At 63.5% G+C, this 25555-nt stretch carries 22 protein-coding genes and 2 tRNA genes; 14 read left to right on the forward strand and 10 right to left on the reverse strand.

The genetic code is table 11. The features are described 5' to 3' along the window. The first annotated feature begins 15 nt into the window (after positions 1 to 15). Positions 16 to 91 (forward strand) — tRNA-Lys (locus tag AB5Y54_RS08190). Positions 92 to 110: 19 nt separating this feature from the next. After that, positions 111 to 186: transfer RNA gene (locus AB5Y54_RS08195), tRNA-Val, on the forward strand. Between the two features lie 47 nt (positions 187 to 233). Here AB5Y54_RS08195 and AB5Y54_RS08200 read toward each other — a convergent pair. Beyond that, complete coding sequence (locus AB5Y54_RS08200; RefSeq protein WP_368153446.1) at positions 234 to 2339, reverse strand: methyl-accepting chemotaxis protein; 2106 nt, start codon at positions 2337 to 2339, stop codon at positions 234 to 236. Between the two features lie 142 nt (positions 2340 to 2481). On the opposite strand from AB5Y54_RS08200, the gene nadA reads away from it, so the two are divergent. Continuing rightward, positions 2482 to 3555 carry a quinolinate synthase NadA gene (gene nadA / locus AB5Y54_RS08205; RefSeq protein WP_052816503.1) on the forward strand — a complete coding sequence of 358 codons (1074 nt, stop codon included), beginning with the start codon at positions 2482 to 2484 and terminating at the stop codon, positions 3553 to 3555. Between the two features lie 70 nt (positions 3556 to 3625). On the opposite strand, the gene AB5Y54_RS08210 is transcribed toward nadA, so the two are convergent. Together AB5Y54_RS08210 and gap are read right to left on the reverse strand one after the other, a co-directional pair. Continuing rightward, positions 3626 to 4486, reverse strand: coding sequence for a D-hexose-6-phosphate mutarotase (locus AB5Y54_RS08210; protein ID WP_041211019.1), 861 nt, complete (start codon positions 4484 to 4486; stop codon positions 3626 to 3628). A gap of 105 nt (positions 4487 to 4591) precedes the next feature. Continuing rightward, on the reverse strand, positions 4592 to 5587 hold the full coding sequence (gene gap, locus AB5Y54_RS08215) for a type I glyceraldehyde-3-phosphate dehydrogenase (protein WP_010672882.1): 996 nt from the start codon (positions 5585 to 5587) through the stop codon (positions 4592 to 4594). A 346-nt stretch (positions 5588 to 5933) separates the two neighbouring features. Between gap and malQ the strand changes: the two genes are divergently transcribed. The 4 genes from malQ (at position 5934) to msrB (ending at position 12964) form a co-directional block, all read left to right on the forward strand. Next, positions 5934 to 8123 (forward strand): 4-alpha-glucanotransferase, encoded by a 2190-nt coding sequence (gene malQ / locus AB5Y54_RS08220; protein ID WP_010672883.1) that lies wholly within the window; start codon positions 5934 to 5936, stop codon positions 8121 to 8123. Between the two features lie 82 nt (positions 8124 to 8205). Beyond that, the gene (gene glgB / locus AB5Y54_RS08225; protein WP_069652455.1) at positions 8206 to 10383 is read left to right on the forward strand and encodes a 1,4-alpha-glucan branching protein GlgB; all 2178 of its coding nucleotides are present in this window, start codon (positions 8206 to 8208) and stop codon (positions 10381 to 10383) included. Further along, positions 10383 to 12521 (forward strand): glycogen debranching protein GlgX, encoded by a 2139-nt coding sequence (glgX, locus tag AB5Y54_RS08230; protein WP_368153447.1) that lies wholly within the window; start codon positions 10383 to 10385, stop codon positions 12519 to 12521. The genes glgB and glgX overlap by 1 nt, the downstream gene beginning before the upstream one ends. A gap of 56 nt (positions 12522 to 12577) precedes the next feature. Beyond that, on the forward strand, positions 12578 to 12964 hold the full coding sequence (gene msrB, locus AB5Y54_RS08235; RefSeq protein ID WP_010672886.1) for a peptide-methionine (R)-S-oxide reductase MsrB: 387 nt from the start codon (positions 12578 to 12580) through the stop codon (positions 12962 to 12964). A gap of 70 nt (positions 12965 to 13034) precedes the next feature. Here the strand turns inward: msrB and AB5Y54_RS08240 are convergent, their stop codons facing one another. The 4 genes from AB5Y54_RS08240 to AB5Y54_RS08255 form a co-directional block, all read right to left on the reverse strand. Beyond that, entirely contained in the window at positions 13035 to 13904 is an 870-nt protein-coding gene (locus tag AB5Y54_RS08240) for a GyrI-like domain-containing protein (protein WP_201956304.1), read from the reverse strand. 137 nt (positions 13905 to 14041) lie between these two features. Further along, a complete protein-coding gene (chrA, locus tag AB5Y54_RS08245) occupies positions 14042 to 15184 on the reverse strand; it encodes a chromate efflux transporter (RefSeq protein WP_368153448.1) in 1143 nt (380 codons plus the stop codon). A gap of 173 nt (positions 15185 to 15357) precedes the next feature. Then, positions 15358 to 15798 (reverse strand): NUDIX hydrolase, encoded by a 441-nt coding sequence (locus AB5Y54_RS08250; RefSeq protein WP_368153449.1) that lies wholly within the window; start codon positions 15796 to 15798, stop codon positions 15358 to 15360. Between the two features lie 178 nt (positions 15799 to 15976). Continuing rightward, positions 15977 to 16981 carry an NADP-dependent oxidoreductase gene (locus tag AB5Y54_RS08255; RefSeq protein ID WP_049635933.1) on the reverse strand — a complete coding sequence of 335 codons (1005 nt, stop codon included), beginning with the start codon at positions 16979 to 16981 and terminating at the stop codon, positions 15977 to 15979. Positions 16982 to 17157: 176 nt separating this feature from the next. On the opposite strand from AB5Y54_RS08255, the gene AB5Y54_RS08260 reads away from it, so the two are divergent. The 3 genes from AB5Y54_RS08260 to AB5Y54_RS08270 all read left to right on the forward strand — a co-directional run bounded on the left by AB5Y54_RS08260 (position 17158) and on the right by AB5Y54_RS08270 (position 18315). Continuing rightward, a complete protein-coding gene (locus tag AB5Y54_RS08260; protein ID WP_029313694.1) occupies positions 17158 to 17583 on the forward strand; it encodes a MarR family winged helix-turn-helix transcriptional regulator in 426 nt (141 codons plus the stop codon). A 35-nt stretch (positions 17584 to 17618) separates the two neighbouring features. After that, positions 17619 to 17849, forward strand: coding sequence for a hypothetical protein (locus AB5Y54_RS08265; protein ID WP_029313696.1), 231 nt, complete (start codon positions 17619 to 17621; stop codon positions 17847 to 17849). 148 nt (positions 17850 to 17997) lie between these two features. Next, entirely contained in the window at positions 17998 to 18315 is a 318-nt protein-coding gene (locus AB5Y54_RS08270) for a hypothetical protein (protein WP_041211026.1), read from the forward strand. Between the two features lie 132 nt (positions 18316 to 18447). On the opposite strand, the gene AB5Y54_RS08275 is transcribed toward AB5Y54_RS08270, so the two are convergent. Beyond that, positions 18448 to 18924, reverse strand: coding sequence for an Lrp/AsnC family transcriptional regulator (locus tag AB5Y54_RS08275; protein ID WP_010672894.1), 477 nt, complete (start codon positions 18922 to 18924; stop codon positions 18448 to 18450). A 309-nt stretch (positions 18925 to 19233) separates the two neighbouring features. Then, on the reverse strand, positions 19234 to 19857 hold the full coding sequence (locus AB5Y54_RS08280) for a metalloregulator ArsR/SmtB family transcription factor (protein WP_041214535.1): 624 nt from the start codon (positions 19855 to 19857) through the stop codon (positions 19234 to 19236). 148 nt (positions 19858 to 20005) lie between these two features. Between AB5Y54_RS08280 and AB5Y54_RS08285 the strand changes: the two genes are divergently transcribed. Both AB5Y54_RS08285 and AB5Y54_RS08290 read left to right on the forward strand, forming a co-directional pair. Beyond that, on the forward strand, positions 20006 to 21244 hold the full coding sequence (locus AB5Y54_RS08285; RefSeq protein WP_227263015.1) for an MFS transporter: 1239 nt from the start codon (positions 20006 to 20008) through the stop codon (positions 21242 to 21244). A 232-nt stretch (positions 21245 to 21476) separates the two neighbouring features. Continuing rightward, positions 21477 to 22298 carry a Cof-type HAD-IIB family hydrolase gene (locus tag AB5Y54_RS08290; protein ID WP_049635931.1) on the forward strand — a complete coding sequence of 274 codons (822 nt, stop codon included), beginning with the start codon at positions 21477 to 21479 and terminating at the stop codon, positions 22296 to 22298. A 54-nt stretch (positions 22299 to 22352) separates the two neighbouring features. Here the strand turns inward: AB5Y54_RS08290 and AB5Y54_RS08295 are convergent, their stop codons facing one another. Next, positions 22353 to 22916 (reverse strand): DUF2799 domain-containing protein, encoded by a 564-nt coding sequence (locus AB5Y54_RS08295; RefSeq protein ID WP_010672898.1) that lies wholly within the window; start codon positions 22914 to 22916, stop codon positions 22353 to 22355. 200 nt (positions 22917 to 23116) lie between these two features. Between AB5Y54_RS08295 and AB5Y54_RS08300 the strand changes: the two genes are divergently transcribed. Together AB5Y54_RS08300 and AB5Y54_RS08305 are read left to right on the forward strand one after the other, a co-directional pair. Next, complete coding sequence (locus AB5Y54_RS08300) at positions 23117 to 23956, forward strand: isopenicillin N synthase family oxygenase (protein WP_151028214.1); 840 nt, start codon at positions 23117 to 23119, stop codon at positions 23954 to 23956. A gap of 209 nt (positions 23957 to 24165) precedes the next feature. Then, the gene (locus AB5Y54_RS08305) at positions 24166 to 25479 is read left to right on the forward strand and encodes a sodium-dependent transporter (RefSeq protein ID WP_128272362.1); all 1314 of its coding nucleotides are present in this window, start codon (positions 24166 to 24168) and stop codon (positions 25477 to 25479) included. The last annotated feature ends 76 nt before the right edge of the window (positions 25480 to 25555 follow it).

Below are 25555 nucleotides of genomic sequence, written 5' to 3' on the forward strand. Positions count from 1 at the left end.
AAAAATGATTTCGATGGGTCGTTAGCTCAGTCGGTAGAGCAGTTGACTTTTAATCAATTGGTCGCTGGTTCGAATCCAGCACGACCCACCATCATTTCAGTCATATCCCAGGTCGTTTAGCTCAGCTGGGAGAGCACCTCCCTTACAAGGAGGGGGTCACTGGTTCGAGCCCAGTAACGACCACCATATTGAAAAGCCCGCAGCGATGCGGGCTTTTTCGTTTCCGTCTCCCATCAGGTTCGCAGTCGATCCAGCTCGCTTGCCAGGGTGGTGGCCGCCTGTTCCAGTGCCTCGCTCAGGCGCTGGCTGGCATTGGCCTCTTGTCCCAGGGTGGTGGCGGCGTCACCGATGCGCATCAGGTTCTGGTTGATGGTGTCGCTCACGGCACTCTGCTGCTCGGCGGCGGTCGCTACCTGGCTGATGTGATCATGGATCTGCTGGATCTGGGTGACCACCTGATTGAGTGCCTCGAAGGCCTGCTCCGTGCCTTCAACCGTGCTCACCGAGCGGGCGATCCCTGTGCTCATCAGCTGCTGGCTGCTGGTGACCTCGGTTTGCAGGCTGCCGATGAGCTGCCCTATCTCGTCGGTGGATGAGCGGGTCTTGTTGGCCAGCGCCCTCACCTCGTCCGCCACGACGGCAAAGCCCCTGCCCATGTCGCCGGCCCGAGCCGCCTCGATGGCTGCGTTGAGGGCCAGCAGATTGGTCTGTTCGGCAATGGCCCGGATCACATCGAGAATGTGGCTGATATTGGTGCTGCGCTGGGCGACCTGGGCGACCGCCTTGTCGGCCTGATGCATGTCCTCGACCAGGGTATGGATCTCGCTGCGGGCCCTGCTCAAGGTCTGCTGGGCCGTGCTGACATGGTGGGTCGCCGCTTCCGACTCCTGCGCCGCCTGTTCCGCATAGCCCGCCACGCTGACTGCCGTGGTGCTCATCTCGTGCATGGCGCTGACCACGCTCTCCAGCTCCAGGCTCTGATCATCCAGGCTGCTGCGCATGGCATCGGCCGTCTGTTTCATGCCCCTGGCCTGCTGATGCACCTGTTGCCCAATCTGCTTGCTGCCCTGCACCATGGCCCTCAGCTTGCCGAGGAAGGCATTGAGATGCCTGCCGAGCTCGATGAGCTCCTGGTGGGTGTCGATACGCATCTGCTGGGTCAGGTCGCCCTCATTGCTGGCGAGGTGGGAGACGTGGCGGCTGATGAGGGAGAGGGGCGCCGTGATGGTCTGGATGAACCAGACAAGCAGGCCCAGGGCCACCAGGGTGATGACAACGATGGCAACCAGCTGCTGCTGCTGGGTAGCCTGCAACAGGCTGCCGAGCTGCTGGCTGATGGTGTTGGCCTGGCTGAGGGCGAGGGCCTTGGGCACCTTGATCATCAGCCACCACTGGTTGTCGGCAGCCTCGATCCGTATGGGCTGCTGCAGGATGAAATCGCTGTCGGTATCGGCGGGGCGTCCATTCGGGGCAACCAGTCCGGCCTCTGTCAGGGGGCGCCCCAGTTTGTCCGAATGGCGGTTGCTGCCGACGATGAAGCCCGCCTTGCTGACCAGGGTGACCTCGGCCTGGTTGTCATAGAGGCTCTTGCCAAGGTGCTCGGCCAGTTGCTGGAAGATGGGCAGGTTCATGTCGACCCCGGTGATCCCGGCAAACTTGCCATCCTTGAGGACGGGCACCGTCAGGCTGGTCATCAGCATCTTCTGACCAGGGCTTATCTCGTAGAGGTAGGGTTCCATCAGGCAGGGGCGACGTGTCTCGCGACCGCAGAGATACCACTCGCTGTTGCGAATGCCGAATTCATTGCGCGAGGTGTCGAACTTGGCGTCACTGGTGGCGGCATCTATGGTCTGCTGCGCGATGTTTCCGTTCTGTTCCCGGGTGAAGTAGACCTCGAGACTGCCCTTGCCGGCAACCGAATGGCTGGCACCCGTCTGCCAGTCGGCGTCCTGTCCGTCGTAACCGTTGGGTTCGAACTGGGCGTAGATGGAACTGATCCCGTTTGCCTGGCGCAGGCGGCTGCCAAGCAGGAGCTCCACTTGTGGGCGACTCAGCCGCTGGTCCGGCTGGGCCATGCTTCCTTCAAGCTGCGCCGCCATGCCGAGCGGTATCTGATAGGCCTGCTGCAACTGGTCTTCGATCTGCACGGCATACCGCTTTGCCTGGAATTGCAGGGAACGGGAAACCTCCTGCTCCAGGGCGCCACGGGTCTGCGCCATGATGTCATCGCGCAGGCCGTTCAGCGAGGAGGACTGTATCCATGTCATGGCGACGCCACTGGCGAGAAAAAGTCCCAGCGTGAGCAACAACAACTTGGTCTTGAGCGAACGTTGTTTCATTCGACAACTCCTTTTGGCAAGAATGACAACGATATGGTCGGAGCGGGTCCTGACAGTTGTACTGTACTGGATTTGTTGATGGGTTTGTGCACGGCTTCTGGTTATAATTTTGGCCTTCCCGAGCGTTGATGGAACAGTCGCAATGAGCAATGCACTGAGTAGTATTCCGCCGGTAGTCGAGATGGACTACCCCTTCCCGGCCAAACCACAGCCCCTGACTCCCGAGCAGAAGGCGACCCTGATCGCCGAGATCAAGGTGCTGCTCGAGGCGCGCCAGGCCGTGCTGGTTGCCCATTACTACACGGATCCCGAGATCCAGGCCCTGGCAGAAGCCACCGGTGGCTTCGTGGGTGACTCCCTGGAGATGGCCCGCTTCGGTCGCGACCATGCGGCCCAGACCCTGATCGTGGCCGGTGTGCGCTTCATGGGAGAGACCTCCAAGATCCTGAGCCCCCACAAGCGGGTGCTGATGCCGACGCTGGAGGCCGAGTGCTCTCTTGATCTGGGTTGTCCAATTGACCAGTTCTCCGCCTTCTGCGATGCCCACCCCGATCACATCGTGGTGGTCTATGCCAATACCTCGGCAGCGGTGAAAGCACGGGCCGACTGGGTGGTCACCTCCAGCATTGCGTTGGAGATCGTCGAACATCTGGACAGTCAGGGTCACAAGATCATCTGGGGCCCGGACAGACACCTCGGCGCCTACATCGAGAAGAAGACAGGGGCCGAGATGCTGCGCTGGCAGGGTCACTGCATCGTGCACGACGAGTTCAAGGCCAAGGCGCTGCGCGAGCTCAAGGCCCAGAACCCGGATGCCGCCGTGCTGGTGCACCCGGAGTCCCCGGCCTCCGTCATCGAACTGGCGGATGCGGTGGGTTCTACCAGCCAGCTCATCAAGGCCGCCAAAGAGCTGCCCCAGCAGAAACTGATCGTGGCGACCGATCGCGGCATCTTCTACAAGATGCAGCAGGCCTGCCCGGAGAAAGAGATGGTGGAGGCGCCCACCGGCGGCGATGGTGCCACCTGCCGCAGCTGCGCCCACTGCCCCTGGATGGCGATGAACGGCCTGGTGGCCATCAAGGAAGCCCTGACCGACGGTGCCGAGCGTCACGAGATCCATGTGGATGAGGCACTGCGTCTCAAAGCGCTTGTCCCGCTCGACCGCATGCTGGATTTCGCCGCGGAGCTCAAGCTCAAGACCCAGGGCAACGCCTGACTGACTCTGATGGCAAGATGCAAAGAGGGCTCCCGCGGGAGCCCTCTTTATTTATCCGTCATCTGTATCGTCAGATGATGACGGTGGAGAAGCTGTGCTCCTCGTCGGGCGGGACGGTGATCCCGTCCTCGGCGGTGATGGCCGCCTCGACACAGAGCATGGTGCGATAACCGTCGTCACTCATGTCGGCCATGGCGCTGGCCCCTTCCTGCCAGGGAGTCCAGACCACCACGCTGTCGTGGTTGCCGTTGACCACCCGGGTGGTGCGCTCACCATCCTGCACGCTGACCATGGCATCGGGCTGGCGGTAGATGCGATCCATGGCTGCGGTGACGGTCAGCGCGCCCTGTTGCAGTTCGTTTCGGCCGGTCAGCTTGTCCAGATAGGGTTCGCCGAGGCCGGTCACGGTCACCGCTTCCGGCGCACTGATCTGCAGGTAGGTGTGCAGGGCGGCATTGTAGGTGAGCGCTGACTTGCCGGTGTTGCGGGTGGTCAGCACCAGGGAAAGCTCCTTGCCGACCAGTACGTCCAGCTCCAGCTCGAAGGCATGGGGCCAGAGCGTCCTGCTGGCATCGTTGTCACGCAGGGAGAGGTGGACGAGTGTGCCATCCCCGTGATCGGAGACCCCATCCAGCGTCCACAGGCAGTTGCGTGCGAAGCCATGAGCCGGCTTGCCGCTGCCAACGCGAGCGGGGGAGGGGCCGAACCAGGGCCAGCAGAGGGGAATGCCGCCGCGAATGGGCTTGCTGCCATCCAGTATCGCCTTGTCGCTGAGCCAGAGAGAGGCCGGCTCACCATGGCGTTGGTAACGCAGCACGTGGGCGCCAAACAGGCTTATCTCGGCCCTGGCGTGCTCATTGTCTATGGTCAGCAGGGGCAGGCCATCCTGGCTCAGGGTGCAGTGGGCAGTCAGCGTACGTGTCGGTGTCATAAAGGCTCCAGTGCTCGGGGACATTCAGAAAGGGTCCGTGATTCAGAATACAAAAAGGCGGCCATTGGCCGCCTTTTTTCAAGCTACGCGATTGCGCATCCCAAATTACTTGGAGATGTGAGCGATCAGGTCCAGAACCTTGCTGGAGTAGCCCATTTCGTTGTCGTACCAGGAGACGACTTTTACGAAGGTCTTATTCAGCTGGATACCAGCCTTGGCATCGAACACGGAAGTCTGACGCTCACCCAGGAAGTCGGTGGAAACCACTTCGTCTTCGGTGTAGCCCAGCACGCCCTTCATGGCGCCTTCGGAGGCAGCCTTCATGGCCTGGCAGATTTCAGCGTAGGACGCTTCTTTCTTCAGGTTGACGGTCAGGTCAACAACGGACACGTCCGGAGTCGGAACGCGGAAGGCCATGCCGGTCAGCTTGCCGTTCAGTTCCGGGATGACCACGCCAACAGCCTTGGCAGCACCGGTAGAGGACGGGATGATGTTCTGAGCCGCACCGCGGCCACCGCGCCAGTCTTTGGCAGACGGACCATCAACGGTCTTCTGGGTAGCAGTGGTAGCGTGAACGGTGGTCATCAGGCCGGATTCGATACCGAAGGTATCGTTCAGAACCTTGGCGATGGGGGCCAGGCAGTTGGTGGTGCAGGAAGCGTTGGAAACGATGTCCTGGCCAGCGTAGGAATCCTGGTTGACGCCCATGACGAACATCGGGGTAGCGTCTTTGGACGGACCGGTCAGTACGACTTTCTTGGCACCGGCAGCGATGTGCTTGCGAGCGGTTTCGTCGGTCAGGAACAGACCGGTTGCTTCGGCAACAACGTCAACACCGATTTCGCCCCATTTCAGGTTGGCCGGGTCACGTTCAGCGGTAACACGTACGGTTTTGCCGTTGACGATCAGGTTGCCGTCTTTGACTTCAACAGTGCCCTTGAAGCGACCGTGAGTGGAGTCGTACTTCAGCATGTAAGCCATGTAGTCAACGTCGATCAGGTCGTTGATACCAACCACTTCGATGTCAGCACGCTCAGCGGCCAGACGGAAAACGAAACGACCGATACGGCCAAAACCGTTAATACCTACTTTGATAGTCATAATTGGTTACCTAACTGTTCAGTAGTCAAAGAAAATTCCGTTTGTAAATTTACTAGAACTCCCTCGCGAGTCAACCAACAATCTGCGCGAAATTGCGCTATATCATGAAAAACTGTGAAATTTATTTTCGGTTTATGTAACTGGCTACCAACTTTTGTTGAATGCATCATCAGCAAAGTCGGTGGCAGAGAACAACAATAGTGCCTGCCCGGTCACACATCCAGCCGGGGAGATATGTAAAAATGTGCGCGGTTTAGCATGGCCAAAGAGCCAATGTTCAAGTACCAACCATAAAAATTAATCACAAAATAGCGTAGACAGAATCCACAGCGGGAATTCTCAAACTATGACCACCCTGATTGAACAGCTGGCTGCCGCCAAAGGCATTGCCAGTGAGTATGTTGATGCCTGGGGCCAGCCGGCCCTGGTATCGGAAGAGAGCAAGGCCGCCATGCTGGGCGCCATGGGCTACCGCGTCGATGACGAGGCCGCCCTGTCCGAACAGCTTGAGCAGGAGCACCGCCAGCACTGGCTGCGCGCGCTGGATCCCGTGATGGTGGTACGCAGCGGCGACGCCGTTACTCTTGAGGTTCGCCTCCCCATCGAATTCGTCAACGATGCCCTCACCTGGCAGCTCCAGCAGGAGCAGGGTGCAGTGCTGTCCGGTCAACTCACCCCCATCGAGGGTGAGCTGGTCGGGGTGGCCGAGTTCGAGGAGATGGAGTGTCAGGCCTATCGCGTCACCCTGGATGTGCAGCCTGCACTGGGTTATCACCAGCTCATCCTGCTGGAAGAGGGCAATGACGAGCCGCTGGCCACCATGCGTCTCATCGTCGCCCCCAAGTCCTGCTACAAGCAGGCGCCCATCGCCAATGGTCGCAAGGTGTGGGGCCCGAGCGTCCAGCTCTACTGCCTGCGCAGCCGCCACAACTGGGGCATCGGCGATTTCAGCGATCTCGGCCAGCTGGTTGAGAATGCCGCCGCCTGGGGAGCCCACTTCGTCGGTCTCAACCCCATTCATGCCCTCTATCCGGCCAACCCGGAGAGTGCCAGCCCCTACAGCCCTTCTTCCCGTCGCTGGCTCAACGTTGCCTATATCGATGTGGAAGCGGTGCCCGAATTCCTGGGCAACGATCGCCTGAAAGCGGAAGTTGCGAGCCCGGCCTTCCAGCAGCACCTCACCTCCCTGCGGGTCAAGGACAATGTGGATTACACCGGCGTCATCCAGACCAAGATCGGGATGCTGCGCCAGGTGTTCGACCAGGCCAGCTTCAGCGCCGAGCGTCAGGCAGCGTTCGATGCCTTTGTGGCTGCCGGCGGTGACAGCCTGCAACAACAGGCAGCGTTTGACGCCCTGCAGGCCCACTTCTATGCCAAGGGCGAGAATGCCTGGGGCTGGCCGGTCTGGCCCGAGGCGCTGCGCGATTACCACAACCCCGAAGTGGCGGCCTGGATGGCCGAGCACCAGCAGGATGTGGCCTTCTACCTCTATCTGCAGTTCCTGGCTGACGAGCAGCTGGCCCGGGCCGATGCTCGCGCCAAGGCCGCCGGCATGGTGATGGGGATCTACCGGGATCTGGCGGTCGGCGTCTCCGAAGGCTCCACCGAGATCTGGGCAAACCGGGATCTCTACTGCCCGAAAGCCTCGGTCGGTGCACCGCCCGACATCCTCGGCCCCCTCGGCCAGAACTGGGGCCTGCCCCCCATGAACCCGAACCAGCTGTTCGAGGCCGCCTACCAGCCCATGGTGGATCTGTTCCGCGCCAACATGCGCTCCTGCGGCGCCCTGCGCATCGACCACGTGATGGCCTTGCTGCGCCTGTGGTGGGTGCCGCCCGGAGAGTCGGCCGCCAAGGGGGCCTACATCTATTATCCGGTGAACGATCTGCTGGGGATCCTGGCCCTCGAGTCTCATCGCAACCAGTGCTTGCTGATCGGCGAGGATCTGGGGACCGTGCCGGAGGGGATCGACGTGACCCTGAAAGAGAACGGCGTCCACTCCTACAAGGTGTTCTTCTTCGAGCGCTCCAAGGACGATGGCGGCTTCATCTCCCCGGCGCACTACGCCGAGCAGGCGATGTCCGCCCTGACCACCCACGACATGCCGACCCTCAAAGGCTTCTGGCACTGCGACGATCTGGCGCTGGGACGCGAACTGGGCCTGTACCCGGATGAAGACGTACTCAAGACCCTGTATGCTGATCGCCACCAGGCCAAGCAGCGGATCCTTGACAGCCTGCATGCTCATGGGGTCATCTCTGGCAATATCAGTCACGACGTGAACTGGGTCGGCATGAACACCGAGCTCAACCACGGTCTGCAACTGCACATGTCCCGCGGCAGTTGTGCCCTGTTCAGCACCCAGCTCGAAGACTGGCTGGAGATGGACAAGCCGGTCAACGTGCCGGGTACCAGCTACGAGTACCCCAACTGGCGTCGCAAGCTCTCCCGGGATCTGGAGGATATCTTCGCCGACGAGGCGCTCAAGAATCTGGCGGGCAAGATGAGCCGGGCCCGTGACGAGGCCAGCCGTTGAGCCTTGAACGCCAACATGTGACTCACTTTCATCCGCTTCGGCTTCGGCCGAAGCGGATGTTCAGCCATCAAAGGAAATGTCGATGCCCGTTGAACGTTTGGTTGCCGCCCGCTGTGCCGATCCCTTCTCCCATCTAGGCCTGCTGGCCAATCCGGATGGGCCAGGCCTGAAACTCACCGCCTGGTTGCCCGATGCACTCGAGGTCCGGGTCAGGGATCTCAAGTCAGGCAAGATAGTTGCCACCCTGACCGCCGCTGACGAAGCGGGCCTCTTTGAAACTGTTTTCACCCGCCGCAAGAATCCCTTCCCCTACCAGCTGATCGCGACCTACGCCGACGCCAGTGCCGACATCATCGACCCCTATCAGTTCCAGGCTGCCGCCTGGGAAGGGCTGGCGGAACTCACCTGGCAACCGGAAAACCTCTACCACACCCTCGGCGCCCAGTTGCGCACCGTGACGCACCTCGGCCAGCAGGTAGAAGGGGTACGCTTTGCCGTCTACGCGCCGAGCGCCACGGCGGTGAGCCTCATCGGGGATTTCAACTTCTGGGATGGCCGCCGTCACCCCATGCAGCGCAGCCAGTGCGGCCACTGGGTGCTGTTCGTGCCGGGGCTCAAGGCCGGGGATCGCTACAAGTTCGAACTGAAAGACCCGGCGGGCAATCGCCTGCCCCACAAGAGCGACCCGGTGGGCTTCTACTGCGAGCAGTACCCCTCGTTCGCCTCCGTGGTCTATGACCACGGCCAGTACCAGTGGCAGGACGCCGACTGGCGCGAGAGTCAGCTCAATGACAAGCGCGAGCAGCCCCTTTCCATCTACGAGTTGCACGTGGGCTCCTGGAAGCGCCACTCCAACGGCGACAGCCTGAGCTGGCGCGAGCTGGCGGTGGAACTGGTGGATTACATCAAGGAGATGGAGTACACCCACATCGAGCTGCTGCCAGTCTCCGAGCATCCCTTCAGCGGCTCCTGGGGCTACCAGCCGGTGGGCATGTTCTCCCCCACCAGCCGCTACGGCACGGCCGACGATTTCAAATACTTCGTGGATCAGTGCCACCAGGCGGGGATCGGCGTGATTCTGGATTGGGTGCCCGCCCACTTCCCGTCCGATGCCCACGGCCTGGCCCGCTTCGACGGCACGCCGCTCTACGAGTACGAAGATCCGCGCCGTGGCTGGCACCCGGACTGGAACTCCTACATCTATGACTTCGGTCGCGACACTGTGCGCCAGTTCCTGGTGGCCAGCGCCCTGTTCTGGCTCGACAAGTTCCACATCGACGGCCTGCGGGTGGATGCGGTCGCCTCCATGCTCTATCTGGATTATTCCCGCAACGCCGGTGAGTGGGTGCCCAACGTCGATGGCGGCAACCACAACTACGAGGCGATCAGCCTCTTGAAGTGGACCAACGAGGAGGTGTACGGCAAGTACCCCCACGCCATGACCATCGCCGAGGAGTCCACCGCCTTTGCCGGGGTCTCCCGTCCCACCTTCCTCGGTGGCCTGGGGTTTGGCTTCAAGTGGAATATGGGCTGGATGCACGACACCCTCAGCTACATGCAAAAAGAGCCCATTCACCGTCGCTACCACCACAACGACATGACCTTCTCCATGGTGTACCACTATGACGAGAACTTCATTCTGTCCCTCTCCCACGACGAGGTGGTCCACGGCAAGCACTCCCTGCTCTACAAGATGCCGGGGGACGAGTGGCAGCAGGCCGCCAACCTGCGCGCCTACATGGGCTTCATGTATGCCCACCCCGGCAAGAAGCTCAACTTCATGGGCACCGAGATCGCCCAGAGCAACGAGTGGAATCATGATGCCCAGCTGCCCTGGCACCTGTTGCAGTACCCCAGGCACGGCGGCCAGCAGCGGCTGATCCGGGATCTCAACCACCTCTATCGTCATGAACCTGCCTTGTATCAGGCGGATTATGAACAGGCCGGTTTCCGCTGGCTGGATCACCAGGATGCGGACAACAGCATCTTCGCCTGGCTGCGGGCCGACAAGCTGGGGGCCCATCCGCTGGTGGTGGCCTGCAACTTCACCCCGGTGCCGCGCATCGGTTACCGTCTCGGGGTGCCGGCTGCCGGTCGCTATCGGGTGGTGCTCAACACCGACAGCGAGCATTACTGGGGCAGCAACTATGATGTGGGTCTGGTCTTCGTCGCCGAGGCGACCCCCTGGCAGGGGATGGCACACAGCCTGGTGCTGGACTTGCCGCCGCTCGCGACCTTGTTCATCAAACAGGAGTCCTGATGTTTGAAATGGAAAACGGGGTAGATCACCCGCTTGGCGCTCGTCTGGACGAGACGGGCTGCCACTTCTGTGTCTGGGCTCCCCAATCGGACAAGGTGGAGCTCTGCCTGTTCGACGAAGAGGAGCAGGAGCTGGCGCGTCTCCCCTTGCCCGGTCGGCGCGGCCAGTACTGGTTCGGCCACGTGCGCGGCGTCAAGGCCGGTCAGCGCTATGGCTACCGGGTGCATGGCTCTCCCCAGGAGGGGTTGCTGTTCGACCCGGACAAGCTGCTGATAGACCCCTATGCCCGGGCACTGAGCCGTCCTACCTACTGGGACGATGCCCTCTACGAGGGGGACAGCGCGGCCATGGTGGGCAAGTCGGTGGTGGTGGACGATGCCTTCGACTGGCAGGGGGTCGGCAAGCCCGGCATCCCGCCGGAGCGGGTCGTGCTCTACGAGACCCACGTCAAGGGGTTCACCCGCCAGCACCCCGGCATCCCCAAGGCGTTGCAGGGCACCTATCTGGGCATCAGCCACCCGCTGATGATCGAGCATCTGCAGGGGCTGGGGGTGACCTCGGTCCAGCTGATGCCGGTGGCGGCCTTCATGTCCGAGCCCCGGCTCGAGCAGCTGGGGCTCACCAACTACTGGGGCTACAACCCCATCGTCTTCTTCGCGCCCGAACCGCGCTACGGGGCGAAGGATGCGGTGACCGAGTTCAAGACCATGGTGCGCGAGCTGCACCGGGCCGGGCTCGAGGTGATCCTGGATGTGGTCTACAACCACACCGCAGAGTCGGGCTTCGACGGCCCCATGCTCTCCCTCAAGGGGTTTGACAACGCGGGCTACTACGCCTTCGAGTCGGGGGCCCACGGTCCGGATTACCATCGCCACGCCAACGTCACCGGCTGCGGCAACAGCGTCAATCTGGATCACCCCAACACCCTGCGGCTGGTGCTCGATGCCCTGCGCTACTGGGTCACCGAGATGCAGGTGGACGGTTTCCGCTTCGATCTGGCGGTCACCCTGGCGCGGGAAGCAGGGGAGTTCGATCCCATGAGCGCCTTCTTCAAGGCCATGATGGCGGATCCCGTGCTGGCGCGGGTCAGGCTCATCGCCGAACCCTGGGACATCGGCCCCTTTGGCTATCGTCTCGGCCAGTTCCCGAGCCAGTGGCTGGAGATCAACGATCGCTATCGCGACACGGTGCGCGCCTTCTGGCGCGGGGATGCGGGCAAGATGGGGGATTTTGCCACCCGGCTGGTGGGCTCGCGGGATCTCTTCCCGAAGAACTGGCGCGCCCCCCACACCAGCGTCAACTACCTCTGCTATCACGACGGCTTCACCCTGGAGGATCTGGTCTCCTACAACCAGCGCCACAACCAGGCCAACGGCGAGGACAATAGAGACGGCCACGGTCACAACCTCTCCCATAACCACGGGGTGGAGGGGCCGACGCTCGACCCCAGGGTGAACAACCTGCGCCAGCAGCAGAAGCGCAACCTGATCGCCACCCTGCTGCTCTCCCAGGGGACGCCGCACTTCCTCGCCGGGGACGAGATGGGCCGCAGCCAGCTCGGCAACAACAACGCCTACTGTCAGGACAACCAGATAAGCTGGGTGAACTGGCAACTGCGTCCGGAGGACGAGCGGCTGCTCGCTTTCACCCGCCAGATGATGGCGCTGCGGGCGGAGTCCGGGGTCTTCTCCAACCTGCAACTGAGCGACGACGGCTGGAACGGCAAGGCGACCAGCTGTCACCAGGTGAACTGGTATCACCCGGACGGCCATCAGCTCACCGATCAGGACTGGCACGCCCCCATGGGGCAGGCGTTTGCCATGGACATCGGCATGATCGGCTGCACCGGGGAGCGCTGGTACGTGCTGTTCAACGCCAGCGACTATGACATCCAGTTCCGCCTGCCGCCGCCGGGGGAGGGCATGGAGTGGATCCAGACCATCGACACCGCCACCAACGACGGCCTGCCCTTCCTGCCGGACGACATCAAGCGGCAGGTGGCGGTGGGGCGTGCCCACTCCCTCAAGCTGCTGGAGCGGGTCGCCCTGCCGGCGGCGGTGCTGGCGAGTGAAGGGGTGGTGGCAGCGGATGTTGTCGCCGTGTTGCCAACGGGATCACAGTTCCCGCTGGCGGGGTAGAGCCAGGCGCCCTGACTGGGTATGCTGGGCACCGTTATCAGTGGTGAGGAGCCGGAATGAGCAGTAACAACCCTGAACAGTGGCGCGACAAGCTGAGTGCAGAGCAGTTCCACGTCTGCTGGGAGAAAGGGACCGAGCGTCCCTACAGCGGTGCCCTGCTGCACAACCGCAAGAGCGGCGATTACCACTGCGTCTGCTGCAAGCAGGTGCTGTTCCACTCAGGAGCCAAGTTCGACGCGGGCTGCGGCTGGCCCTCGTTCGACCGGGCCATCGAGGGGACGGTGACCTACACCGAGGACAACAGCCACGGCATGAAGCGGGTGGAGATCACCTGCAGCCAGTGCGGCTCCCACCTTGGCCACGTCTTCCCCGACGGGCCGACCGAGACCGGCCAGCGCTACTGCGTCAACAGCCTGAGCCTGGATTTCGAGCCCGACGCCTGATCCCCGACACGACCAGCGGCGCCTCCCTTCGGAGGCGCCGCTTTTTTATCTCCCCCTGTCAGGTGCCGGGCTATGCCAGCGGCAGGTAGATGTCGGTGACCAGCTCATGGGTGGGCACCTCGTGTACAAAGTTGTGGTAGTGGAAGAAGAGCGGAAAATCCCGCAGCTCTTCACCGCTGGCGGGCAGCCAGTCGCGGTAGAGCGCCCGGGCACAGTCGGCCAGGAGGTCGTGGGAGCCGTGGTGGCGTACCACGGCGCAGCGCCCGGCCGGGATGAGGGCATTCTTCACGCCCCACTCATTGTCCTCGGCGACGGGGGCCTCGACGCTGCCGCAGAGGGTAAAGCGAAACGCCGCACCCTCCGTCGTGGCGGGGTCGTCCGGCGCCAGGCCATAGGTCCGGCTGGTGGCGACCGGGGAGCCGCCCGTGGCCTTGCGCCACTGGATGAAGCGCACCGCGGTGTCGTTGATGCGCTCGGGCAGGCCCTGATGGGTCAGGGCGGCGACGGCGGTCTGCGGGAACTGGATGATGTCGACTCGCATGGGGTCAATCCTCTTTGTGGGGGGCCGTGGCAGGCAGCGATGCCAGCTGGCCCAGTCCGGGTGCTGCCTGAACTGGCTGGGCGTCAGGCCGAACGTCTGCTTGAAGGCGCGACTGAAAGATTCGCCATGCTGGAAGCCGGCATCGAGGGCGATATCAGTCACCTTGTCCAGAGGAGCGAATGCCAACCGGTAAGAGGCCCGCTTCAGCCGCAGCAGTTGGATGTAACGCCCCAGCGGCACGCCGCAGTAAGCGGCAAATTGCCGATGAAAGTGAAAGGGCGAAAAGTGCGCCACGGCGCTGAGCCGCTCCAGCGACAGGTCGTCGTCGAGATGGCGCTCGATGTGCTCGGTCACCGTTTGAAAGCGTCGGCGGTAGGCCTCTGTCTGGTTGTGATCCATGGTCTCTCCTCTGTGCTGCCCACTATCGGCCAACGGGCCCGAGCTGTCCTGACGGATCTTGCTCTCTTTGCCTCCCCTCGGGGATAAGAGCCATGACCGCCAGCCCGGCGGGCGCTGCCTGACTTGTCGCGGGTTCGTCAGGCCAGCAGCAGGGCTGCCCCCGTCAGCAGGGCGGCGAGGGGCAGAACGGGGAGCCGTGGCACCCGCAGCAGGTAGAAGCCGACGGCGGCCAGCGCCAGATCGGTGGGGGAGAGCACGGCGCTCTGCCACACCGGCTGATAGAGGGCCGCCAGCAGCAGCCCCACCACGGCGGCGTTGATGCCGGCCACGGCCCCCGCCAGACGGGGGCGGGCCAGCCAGTGCTGCCAGCAGGGGCCCAGCGCCCAGAGCAGCAAGAAACCCGGCAGGAAGAGCGCCAGGGTCGCCAGCAGCGCCCCGATGAAGGGAGTGGCGGGCAGCAGCACGGCGCCCAGGTAGGTGGCCAGGGTGAACATGGGGCCGGGTACCAGCTGGGCCAGGCCGTAGCCGGTCAGGAACTGCTGCTCGCTCAGGTGGTGACCCAGGCTCTCCTGCAACAGGGGCAGCACCACGTGACCACCGCCAAACACCAGGCTGCCTGCCCGGTAAAACTCGGCCAGCAACTGGCTGACGGGGCCGCTCGCCACCAGGGGCAGGCCGACGAACAGCAGGGCGAACAGCAGCAGGGTCGGCCAGTGAGGCTGGCGAGCAGGAGTGGATGCGAGGCCCTGACTCCCCGGGTGCGGCTCGCGCAAGGCACAGAGGAGGGCCGCGCCGAGCAGCATGGCGACCTGGGTCAGAAGACCGGGGGCGCACCAGAGGGCGGCGGCGGTGGCCACCATGACCCCCTGTTGCAGCGCCGTCTTGCAGAACTGGCGGCTCATGGTGAGCACGGCATCCGCCACCACGACGAGCGCCAGCAGCTTGAGGCCGTGCAGGGCGGCGTCCAGCCAGAGGCTGCCCGTAAGTTGACCCAGACCGACGGCGGCCGCCAGCAACAGCAGGAAGGAGGGGAGGGTAAAGCCGACGAAGGCTGCCAGGGCGCCGCCGATGCCGGCGCGGTGGCGGCCGATGGCAAAGCCGAGCTGGCTGGAGGCCGGACCCGGCAGCAGTTGGCACAGGGCCAGCAACTGGGCGAACTCCACCTGGTTCAGCCAGCCCAGCCGCTGGACAAAGGTGCGCTGAAAATAGCCGATATGGGCGGCCGGCCCGCCAAAACTGATGCATCCCAGCCACAAGAACTGCATGAATACCTGTCCCATCTTCCCCTCCTCGTCATCATCCTGGCCCGGATAATATGACAAAAAAGTGACAGTTTGGTGACGGTACGCCCTCCCGCGCTGCCTGCCATCAACAGGTGCTGGCGGGGTGGCGGGTCGCCTCCGCCAGCAGACGAGAGCTGCCGGGGTGACGCGCGGCAGCCTGCCGGTGAGGGTCAGGGGGCAGGTTGTGGCTGGGGCAGGTAGCATTGTCCCGTCAGCCAGCAGGCGATGGACTGGCGACTGGCATCGAAGTGAGGCTCGGGCAGAGTGTGCGGGTCGCACCAGCTCCAGCCCTCGCATTTTTCCGGCTCCAGCAGTTGCGGCTCCCCGTCCACCTCTGCCAGCAAGGTGACCGAGATGTAGTGCAGGCCGCTCTCGCGCCAGGTCTCCAGGTTGTTGGTGACGGCGATGACGCGAGGCTGGTGGATGACGAAGCCGGTCTCCTCCGCCACCTCCCGGATGGCTGCCGACTCGAAGGTCTCCCCCAATTCCAGATGACCGCCTGCGATGGACCAGTAGGGGGCATGGCTGCCCTTGCGCTTGCCAAGCAGTACCTGGCCCTGGCCATTGGTGAGAATGACGCCGACACCGACGCGGGGATAGGGGGTAGACATAGGGGAGGCTCCTTGCTGAGACGGCGGGGTGCGCCAGGGAAAACGGGCCTACCTTAGGGGGGATGGGCCCGTTGTGCAAGCCGCCTGTTCAAGGGGGATCGGATGCCGATTTTCCATCGCTTAAATGGATGGGTCTGGCGATATTCTATCTGTTAAATAGATGGGAAATGCCTCCGGATCAGGGCAGTCTGACCAGCATCTTGCCGGTATTGCGGCCCTGGAACAGTCCGATAAAGGCTTGCGGCATGCTGGCCAGCCCCTCGCTGACGGTCTCCTCGGCCTGGAGGGTGCCCGCCTCGAAGGCCGGCATGGCCTCGGCCAGGAACGCCCCGTAGTGTTGCCAGTGATCGGAGACCAGCAGCCCCTGCATCAGGATGCGCTTGCGGATCACCTGGGAGAGGTTGCGCGGGCCGCTGGCCTGGCCGTTGCTGTTGTACTGCTCGATGAGGCCGCACAGCACGATGCGCCCGTGCACCACCAGGTGGTTGAGGGCGGCATCCAGCATGGCGCCCCCCACGTTCTCGAAGTAGACGTGGATGCCTTCGGGGGCGAGGCGGGCCAGCTCGGCGTCGAGATCAGGGGTCTCCCGGTAGTTGATCACCGCATCGGCTCCCAGGGTCTTGAGGTAGGCGACCTTGTCGGCCGAGCCGGTGGAGCCGATGACCCTGGCCCCCGCCTGCTTGGCGAGCTGGACCGCCATGGTGCCGACCGCCCCGGAGGCTGCCGAGACCAGCAGGGTTTCACCGGCCTTCAGGTGTGCCACCTTGTGCAGGCCCGCCCAGGCGGTCATGCCCGGCATGCCGAGGGCGCCGAGGAAGCGCTGGGGCGGCAGGGTGGTGTCGGGCAGGCGGGTGAGCTGGGCGGCGTTTGCCACGAAGGCATCCCGCCAGCCCAGCATGCTGCTCACCTTGTCCCCCACCTTGAAATCGGGGTGGCGCGATGCCTGTACCGTGCCGATGGCGCCGCCGTCGAGGGGACCGTTGAGGGGGAAGGGAGGAACGTAGCTTTTTGCCTCGCTCATGCGGCCGCGCATGTAGGGGTCCACCGACAGCCACTGGTTGGCGACCTGCACCTCTCCCTCCTGCAGGGCGGGCAGGGGCACGTCCCGGAGGGCGAAGTCCTCCAGGGTGGGGAGACCGGTGGGGCGACGCAGCAGTTGGATTTGATGGCTGATGGCATTCATGGGCATTCTCCGGCAGTGGGGCCGCGCGTCGGGCGGCGGCCTGGCATTTTTGTTTGTGTGCAAACTAAAATCAGGGTAGTCCTGAACGCGGGGGCTGGCAACTGTTTTGTGTGCAAACTATTCAGCCCCGAAGTTGATGGGGTATACTGCCCCCCTTGTCGTCAGCGAGGTCCTCCATGAGCGAATTGAAAAAGCAGGTCTGTTTTGCCCTCTACAGCGCCTCCAATGCGGTGATGCGTGCCTATCGGCCGCTGCTGGACAAGCTGGATCTCACCTATACCCAGTACCTGGTGATGCTCTCGCTCTGGGCCCGGGACGAGGTCAGCCTCAAGGAGATAGGGCAGGAGACCGGACTGGATGCGGGCACCCTGACCCCCATCGTCAAGCGGCTGGAGAGCAAGGGGTGGCTGACCCGCACCGTCTCCCACGAGGATGAGCGGCAAAAGTGCATCAGTCTGACCGAGGCGGGACGCCAGTTGCAGCAGGAGGTCAGGGAGTGCTGTCTGGCGGACAGCTTGCGCAATCAGGTGGATCTGGCCGATGCTGAGTTGGCCCAGCTCAAGCAGCTTTGCGATCGCGTGGCGGCGCAGCTGGGGCGCTGATCCCTTTTCCCGTCAGGAGTGACCCGATGAAACCCATGCAATCCCTGCTGCCTCTGTTTGCCATCCTGCTGTGCGCCTGCGCCGATACCTCCTATCCCCGTTCCGAGCTGCAGATCGACGATGCCGATGCCTGGCAGGCCATCTGCAAGGACGGGGTCCGGGTGCGGGCGGTCACCGACGAGGGGATCTGTGCGGATCACCGCGGGGTGGCCATGTGGACAAATAAACCAAGGGCTGCACGGATGGCAGAAGAAGCGGCCAAGTAGTGTGACCTGTACGACATAAAATGACATGACCGGCCATGGGGCCGGTTTTTTTCGCGATCTTGCCAGCACTTTGGCACCTTGTTCATGGTGCACTCATTTTTCTCTTCCCATACTGGCCCTCAAGGTAGCAAACCAACAGGAGAGAGAGATGCAATCATCCATCGTCGGGCTCTCCATTCTGTGGGGGCTGGCCAGCTTTGGTGTTCAGGGGGATTTCATCGAGAGCCGTGATACCGCCTCCCCCTCCTGGCAGGCCGAGTCCAGAGTGGAGATGGAAGGGTACTTGATGGAGTCGTTGGGCGCCGATCGCTGGGTGTTCGACAACGGCAGCGAGAGCCTGGAAATATCTCTGCCTAAAGGGCAGTGGGTGTCGACCGGTGAGCGGCTGCGGCTGCGTGGCGAACCCCTGCAGGAGCAGAGCGGCTGGTTGCTGCAGGTGCAGGACGTCAGCCAGGTCGAGGCATGACGAGGCGTTCGCCACCTGGCGGCGCGAGGGCGCCCGGGGGCGGTGTTGACCGCGAATGCCCTTGATAGCAGAGACAAGAAGAGGAGGCCCGGGCCTCCTCTTGCTTTTGGTGCTCCCCGGATGAGGGGTGGGTCAGCCCAGGTGGTTGAGGGGCAGGGCGGTCTTGTGCTTGATGCGGCGCAGCACGAAGCTTGAACGCACCCCGGTCACGCCGGAGATGTGGGTCAGCTTGTCCAGCAGGAAGTGCTGGTAGTGCTCCATGTCCCGCACCACCACCTTGAGCTGGTAATCCGCATCGTTGCCGGTGATGAGGTCGCACTCCAGCACCTCGGGCAGATCCTTGACGGCGCGATCGAAGTTCTCGAACCGCTCCGGAGTGTGCCTGTCCATGGAAATGTGAATGTAGGCGGTGAGGGTCAGCCCCAGTTGGCGGGCATTGAGCAGGGTGACATGGGTATCGATGAGACCGGCATCCTCCAGCGCCTTGACCCGGCGCGAGCAGGGGGAGGGAGAGAGCCCGACCAGCTCGGCCAGCTCCAGGTTGCTGATGCGGCCATTTTCCTGCATCAGCTCCAGAATATGCCTGTCTATACGATCAAGTTTCAGCATTCTCCGTACCTCTTCGCAATTACTAATCCACTTTTCCTAGATTAAGGGTGAACTATTGCAAAAACAACTGAAAATACCTGCTACTTCACAACCACTCACCGCATCGCGGGGAGTACCATGGTTACATCTTCCGGTGGCAAGACAGGCGCCCGACCAGGCACCTGTGGTGAAGGACCTTACCGGGTCAAGAGCCCCATCAGCCGTTCGACCTTATCGGGAAACAACGGGCTGGAACGAGAGCACCCCCTCCCCGAAGGCAACAAAGCAGGCATCCCGGCGCCTGCTTTGTTGTTTTTGCGTTCCGCCCGCTCAGGGGCGGGGCGGCCGGATGCGATAGAGACAGCGGCTGTCCCCCTCCAGCAGATACTGCTCCCGCTCCACCTCGGCCGGCGCCAGCAACCGGCGAAACAGCGCCAGCTCGCTGCGGCAAAAGCCCCGACAGGCCCTGGCCGCACTGCAGATGGGGCAGTGACTCTCCCACCACAGCCAGCTGCCGTCCTCCTCCTGCGACATGTCCGCCATATACCCCTCCTGGGTGCGCAGCGCCTTGAGCGTCATCAGCCTGTCTGCCAGCGCCGGCTGGGTCAGCCTGGATTCATAGCGTGCCTGCATCTGCTGCTCCCGCCGCGTGATGAGCTGCTCCATGCCCGCGTCGCCAAACACCTGCCGGATGTCGTCGATCAGTTGCAGGGTCAGATCGCCATGGGTGTCGGGGAAGCGTTGCCAGGCCTGGTCGGTGAGGTGCCACAGGCGCACCGGGCGACCACGGCCGCGGGCCTCGTCACTAAACCCCACCCAGCCCTCGGACTCCAGGGCCATCAGGTGCTGGCGCGCCCCCATGGACGTCATCTGCAACTGGTCGCCGAGTTCGGCGGCGCTCTGGGGGCCGCGGGTTTTCAGCAGATAGAGGATCTTGTCGGTACTGGCGTTCATGGGGGCTCCGGTGGTGGGTATCGGTGCGGTGACCGCCTGGATGAGGTCATTATGGGTAGCAGGGCGATTTAAATCAACAATCTGCTTTACTTAATGGACGACCCCTCACAATATAAATAAACCGATAACTTTATTTAATGAGGCGAAGATGGAAGGGATCAAGGGACAGGTGACCCTCTGGGTATTGGTGATGACGGTGACGCTGGCGGTGGCGGGGTTCAGCCTGCCTTCCCCCGTCCTGGCGCCGCTGCTGCTGGATCCGGCCCAGGGCATGCTGACGCCACAGGCGTCGGACTGGAGCCGCAAGGTGTGGCTTGGCGTCATCATGGGGCTCTATCCGTTGTTTCAACTGCTGGGGGCCCCCTTGCTTGGCCGCCTCTCCGATCGCCATGGGCGCAAGCCGGTGCTGACACTCTGTCTGGTGGGGGTGCTGGCGGGGTATGTGCTGATGGCCCTCGGCATCGCCTGGCGTTCCCTGCCGCTCTTGCTGCTGAGCCGGGTGGTGGAGGGCTTCTTCAACGGCGACATCGCCATCGTGCAGGCGATGGCGGCGGACATGAGCACGGCCAGGACCAAGGCCCGCAACTTCGCCCGCATCAACATCGGCATGAACCTGGGCTGGGTGGTGGGCCCCATGATCGGAGGCTATGCGGCCGTGGTCTCGGGAGATTACAGCCTGGCGGCCTGGCTGGCGGTGGGGATGACGGTGATCAACCTGCTGCTGGTGCTCTGGCTGCTGCCCAATCGTCCCCCGGTGCCGGCGACCCGGGATGAGGTTCCTCTCTCGACCCGCCAATTGCTGTTGCAACCTCGTCTCCTGCCCTACTTTGCCCTGACCCTGGCAAGCTACGGGGCGGTGCAGCTCTACTTCACCTACTTCAATGTCTGGCTGGTGGAGCGGCTGGCATGGGATCCGGTGCAACTGGCCCAGGCCGCCGTGCTGGTGAGCGTGCCCATGATGCTGGGCTCCTGGATCGGTGAGCAGCTGGCACGGCACTGGCGCGGCAGCTCCCTTGGCATCGTCGGCCACCTGGTGATGGCGGCGGGCATGCTGATGTTCATCCTGCCGACCCAGTGGTGGGGGCTCGCGCTCACCTTTATCCCGGCGGGCATCGGCATGAGCCTGGGGGAGCTGGCCACCTCGGTGGCGGTCTCCAACCGCAGCCATGCCAGCCAGCAGGGGCAGGCGATGGGGCTCTACCGCGGTCTGGCGGTGGGCAGCGAGATCCTGGCGGTGGTGCTGGGCAGCCTGGTGCTGCTGGCGGGGACCGAGTGGCCCTTCTACCTGGCCGGCCTCTGCGGCGTGATCTGTGCCCTCGGTTTCTACGGATTGCGCAGACGGGCGGACAGGCGAAACGCCGTGGCCGGGTGCGCCGAGGCGGGCTGACGAAGGGCGCGGGGATCACAGTTCGGCGACGGGATGGCGGGCCGGACTTGCATCGCGGCGCCGAGTCTGGGACGGTATGGCTCTTTGCTCCGCTGTTCCCGCCCCCCGGCGAGCGCGTCTCCCATCATGGGCCTTGCCATGCCCAGTCCGCATTCCCGGCGGTGAGATGAGTCGTGGCACTGGCAACGGGAGGGGATGGCGCCGCACCCGTCTCGACATTCCTGGAGGTGATATGAGTCGTTATCAGGCCATTGCATTGGACATGGACGGTACCCTGCTGAACCGGGATCACAAGATCTCGTCCGCTACCCGGGCGGCCCTGGCCCAGGCCCGGGCCCACGACATCAAGGTGCTGCTGGTGACGGGTCGCCACTTCATGACGGCCCGTCCCTTCCACCACGAGCTGGCCCTCGACACCCCCATCATCTGCAGCAACGGTGCCTACCTCTATGATCCGGTGCAGGAGAGGATCCTCGCCGGGGATCCCCTGGCCGTGGCGCCTCTCACCACCCTGCTGGAGGAGGTGCAAGCCCAGCAGATGGGGGCGCTGTTCCACCTGGGGGACGGCATCGGCTACCTGGGCTGCGAGGAGCACGTGGGCCGGATGCGGCGCTGGTCGGCAACCCAGCCGGATCACCTCAAGGTCTCCCTGCTGCCCGCCGAGGATATCGAGTCCTGGTTGCAGTCCCCCATCTGGAAGCTGGAGTTGTTCAACCAGGATCCCGGCCGGTTGCACCGTTTCGTCGGGGAGGTGGTGGAGAGATTGCCCTTCACCCGTGACTGGGCGGCCCCCTATGCGGTGGAGCTGGTGCAGCCAGGTTGCAGCAAGGGCAACCGGCTGGCCCAGTGGGCCGCGAGGGAGGGGATCGCCATGGAGAACCTGGTGGCCTTTGGCGACAACAACAACGACATCAGCATGTTCGAGCAGGTGGGGCTGGCGGTGGCCATGGGCAATGCGGCGCCCCAGATCCAGGCCCATGCAGACCGGGTCACCGCGGATCACAACGAGGATGGCATCGCCCTGGCGTTGCAGCGCTGGGTCCTGCCGGCCTGAGGGGAAAAACAGTCTGCGGCATAAACAGAAAGGGGCCATGTCGGCCCCTTTTTGTCAGCTCCCGAAGGAGAACTGGATCACCCGATCCGGGAAGCGCAGCCGATTGTAGTCCCGGTATACTCCTTCGTAGTGACGGATGGCGCGCTCGCGCTGGGCACGGTAGTAGTCGCGCTGGCGGCTGTCGCTCTCGCCCCGGATCTGCTGATCCAGCTGGTGGATGCTCCGCTCGGTGCGCTCCAGCTCCTGCTGCAATTCGCCGAGGCGCTGCTCCAGCAGGTACTCCTTGCGGCCGCGCTCGAACTGGGTGAGGAAGCTGGTGTCGTTGGGGCAGACCCCCAGGTATTCGCTCCCCTCCCGTCCCTTGCTGTAGGCAAGCTCGGGGATGCAATAGAGCTCCAGCCCCTTGGCGTAGCCGCGCTGCCACTCCGCCTCATCCACCTTGAGGCCGTACTCCCCGCAGGTCTTCTGATAGTCGCGGGTGGCGCTCCGGGTCTTGCCCTGCTCCCCGTCCTGATAGCCCTGGTTGTACCAGCTCATGGCACGGCACTCCTCCTCCGAGAGGGAACTGCACCCGGCGAGCAGGAAGGGAAGGGTCAACAACAGGATCTTGGGGGACATGAGGGGGCTCCGACAGCAAAGGGGGTGGGGCATTCTAGAAGAGGAGGCCCGTCCGGGACAAGCACCGGGCGAGGGGGCCGTATCATGATGTTTTTATCAGTATTTTCAAGCCGTTGTAGACGGGCTTCCGGCAGCCTTTTCTTGCCGGGGGAGGCAGGGTAAACTGCGCCTACTTTTAACTGGCATGTAACATAAAAACAATGAAAGTCCTGACCGTCGATTATCGCTCCCCCGATGCGGCCGAGCGCTTCACCGAATCCCTGCGCACCACCGGCTTCGGAGTGCTGACTCACCACCCCATCCCGAAGGAGCTGGTGCAGTCCATCTATGACAACTGGTATCGCTTCTTCATGAGCGAACAGAAGCAGGATTTCCTGTTCAATCGCGAGACCCAGGACGGCTACTTCCCGCCTTCGGTGTCCGAGGTGGCCAAGGGCCACAGCCAGAAGGACATCAAGGAGTACTTCCACATCTATCCCTGGGGCCAGATGCCGGCAGAGCTGAAAGAGCAGGCGATGGAGTACTACCGCCTCGCCAACAATCTGGCCGCCGAGCTGCTGGGCTGGGTGGAGCAGCACACCCCGGGCGACATCGCCGCCCACTACAGCTGCCCGCTCTCCTCCATGATCGAAGAGAGCCACAAGACCCTGCTTCGGGTGCTGCACTACCCGCCCTTCGACGGCACCGAGGAGCCGGGCGCCATCCGCGCCGCCGCCCATGAAGACATCAACCTGCTGACCATTCTGCCCGCCTCCAACGAGCCGGGCCTGCAGGTGAAAGGTTCAGACGGGGAGTGGATGGATGTGCCCTGCGATTTCGGCACCCTCATCATCAACATCGGTGACATGCTGCAGGAGGCCTCCCGCGGCTATTACCCCTCCACCACCCACAGGGTCATCAACCCGACCGGGGGCAGTGCCGCCAAGTCCCGCATCTCCTTGCCGCTCTTCCTGCACCCCCGTCCGGATGTGGTGCTCTCGGAGCGTCACACCGCCCACAGCTATCTGATGGAGCGGCTGCGGGAGCTGGGGGTGATCTAATCCCGCCAGACCCGGGCAGACAACAAACCGGAGCATCCCCGCTCCGGTTTTTATTTTGTGGCACGATTGGTTGGTTATCCGAATTTTATTGGTTAATGATGCTAAAAACTGAGTTTTATATCGGATATACGCCGAGTGATTGCGCGCCCGCGGGCGTACTCTGAGCGCCATTTCGGGCCTCGCTGGCAGGCCCTTCCCGTGGAGTTCTTATGAAGCAGTCCCAATGGTCATCCCGGCTCGGTTACATCCTGGCCGCCGCAGGTTCCGCGGTCGGTCTCGGCGCCATCTGGAAGTTCCCCTATGTCACCGCCGCCAACGGTGGCGGCGCCTTCCTGCTGGTCTTTCTGCTGTTCAGCTTCACCCTGGGGGTGGCGGTGCTGATGGGGGAGACCCTGATCGGCAGCCTGACCCGGCGCGGGGTGGTGGGCGCCTTTGGTGAACTGATGGGCAGGCGCTGGCGCTGGGTCGGTGCCATGGGCTTGCTGTGCAGCCTGCTCATCTTCTGTTTCTACAGCGTGGTGGGCGGCTGGACCCTGGGGTACACGGGCATGGCCCTGGCGGGGGAGCTGCAACAGGGGGACGGCACGGCACTGACCGCCCGTTTCAACGACTACGTCGGTGATCCGCTCTGGCCGGTGCTGACCCACCTGCTGTTTGCCGGCTTGACCTGGTGGTTCGTGCGGGGCGGCGTGCAACAAGGGGTGGAGCGCACCCTGCGCTGGATGATGCCGGCCCTCTTCATCATGATCCTGCTGCTGGTGGCCTTCGGCCTTACCCTGCCGGGCGCCATGGCCGGGGTGCGCCACTTCCTGATGCCCGATTTCAGCAAGCTCGGCATGTCGGGTGTGCTGGACGCCATGGGGCTGGCCTTTTTCTCCCTCTCCATCGGCCTTGGCATCCACACCACCTATGGCGCCTACCTGCCTTCCAGTGAAGGGGTCGGTCGCTCCAGCCTCTGGGTGGTGCTGCTGGCGAGCGTCATCGCCGTGCTGGCGGGCCTGATGATCTTCCCGGTACTGGCGGCGACCGGTATTGACCCGGCCTCGGGCCCGGGCCTCACCTTCATGACCATGCCGGCGGTGTTCCAGCAACTGCCCTTCGGCCAGGGGCTGGCGGTGGTGTTCTTCTCCCTGCTGGTGGTGGCGGCGCTCTCCTCCTCCATCTCCCTGCTGGAGCACTTGCAGTGCTTCCTGTGCGAGAGCCTGGGCTGGTCCCGCCGCGCGGCGTGCAACCTGGTCATTGCCCTGGTGATGGCGGGTGGCATCCCGGTGAGCCTGTCGTTCGGTCCCTGGGCCACCCTGACCCTGTTTGGCAAGAACATCTTCGAGTTGCTGGACTTCATCACCTCCAACCTGATGATGCCCCTGTTCGGGCTGGCCCTGACGCTGCTGCTGGGCTGGCGGCTCGGTCGCCAGGCGCTGCCCGAAGGGCTGGCTCCCCACTGGCGGGCACTGCTGATGGGCTGCTGGCGCTGGCTGGCTCCCCTGCTCATTGGCGGCATTCTGGTGCGCGGCCTGGTGTAGGGAGGCTTGGTCATCTCTGCCACTCCCCGGCCGGGCTGGCCGGGGAGTGGGGTGGCAGGATTGACTCTTTATAAAA

This window comes from Aeromonas sp. s9, assembly GCF_040907765.1.
Lineage (GTDB): Bacteria > Pseudomonadota > Gammaproteobacteria > Enterobacterales > Aeromonadaceae > Aeromonas > Aeromonas caviae.

Coding starts and splice junctions, on each gene's coding strand:
- AB5Y54_RS08210 (WP_041211019.1), bottom strand. CDS start 4,486: ATGACACCGACACGTACGCTGACTGCCCACTGCACCCTGAGCCAGGAT.
- AB5Y54_RS08260 (WP_029313694.1), top strand. CDS start 17,158: ATGAGCGAATTGAAAAAGCAGGTCTGTTTTGCCCTCTACAGCGCCTCC.
- AB5Y54_RS08200 (WP_368153446.1), bottom strand. CDS start 2,339: ATGAAACAACGTTCGCTCAAGACCAAGTTGTTGTTGCTCACGCTGGGA.
- AB5Y54_RS08275 (WP_010672894.1), bottom strand. CDS start 18,924: ATGCTGAAACTTGATCGTATAGACAGGCATATTCTGGAGCTGATGCAG.
- AB5Y54_RS08290 (WP_049635931.1), top strand. CDS start 21,477: ATGAGTCGTTATCAGGCCATTGCATTGGACATGGACGGTACCCTGCTG.
- AB5Y54_RS08300 (WP_151028214.1), top strand. CDS start 23,117: ATGAAAGTCCTGACCGTCGATTATCGCTCCCCCGATGCGGCCGAGCGC.
- AB5Y54_RS08250 (WP_368153449.1), bottom strand. CDS start 15,798: ATGTCTACCCCCTATCCCCGCGTCGGTGTCGGCGTCATTCTCACCAAT.
- malQ (WP_010672883.1), top strand. CDS start 5,934: ATGACCACCCTGATTGAACAGCTGGCTGCCGCCAAAGGCATTGCCAGT.
- AB5Y54_RS08305 (WP_128272362.1), top strand. CDS start 24,166: ATGAAGCAGTCCCAATGGTCATCCCGGCTCGGTTACATCCTGGCCGCC.
- AB5Y54_RS08285 (WP_227263015.1), top strand. CDS start 20,006: ATGGAAGGGATCAAGGGACAGGTGACCCTCTGGGTATTGGTGATGACG.
- gap (WP_010672882.1), bottom strand. CDS start 5,587: ATGACTATCAAAGTAGGTATTAACGGTTTTGGCCGTATCGGTCGTTTC.
- AB5Y54_RS08280 (WP_041214535.1), bottom strand. CDS start 19,857: ATGAACGCCAGTACCGACAAGATCCTCTATCTGCTGAAAACCCGCGGC.
- glgX (WP_368153447.1), top strand. CDS start 10,383: ATGTTTGAAATGGAAAACGGGGTAGATCACCCGCTTGGCGCTCGTCTG.
- AB5Y54_RS08240 (WP_201956304.1), bottom strand. CDS start 13,904: ATGGATCACAACCAGACAGAGGCCTACCGCCGACGCTTTCAAACGGTG.
- msrB (WP_010672886.1), top strand. CDS start 12,578: ATGAGCAGTAACAACCCTGAACAGTGGCGCGACAAGCTGAGTGCAGAG.
- nadA (WP_052816503.1), top strand. CDS start 2,482: ATGAGCAATGCACTGAGTAGTATTCCGCCGGTAGTCGAGATGGACTAC.
- AB5Y54_RS08295 (WP_010672898.1), bottom strand. CDS start 22,916: ATGTCCCCCAAGATCCTGTTGTTGACCCTTCCCTTCCTGCTCGCCGGG.
- glgB (WP_069652455.1), top strand. CDS start 8,206: ATGCCCGTTGAACGTTTGGTTGCCGCCCGCTGTGCCGATCCCTTCTCC.
- AB5Y54_RS08255 (WP_049635933.1), bottom strand. CDS start 16,981: ATGAATGCCATCAGCCATCAAATCCAACTGCTGCGTCGCCCCACCGGT.
- AB5Y54_RS08265 (WP_029313696.1), top strand. CDS start 17,619: ATGCAATCCCTGCTGCCTCTGTTTGCCATCCTGCTGTGCGCCTGCGCC.
- AB5Y54_RS08270 (WP_041211026.1), top strand. CDS start 17,998: ATGCAATCATCCATCGTCGGGCTCTCCATTCTGTGGGGGCTGGCCAGC.
- chrA (WP_368153448.1), bottom strand. CDS start 15,184: ATGGGACAGGTATTCATGCAGTTCTTGTGGCTGGGATGCATCAGTTTT.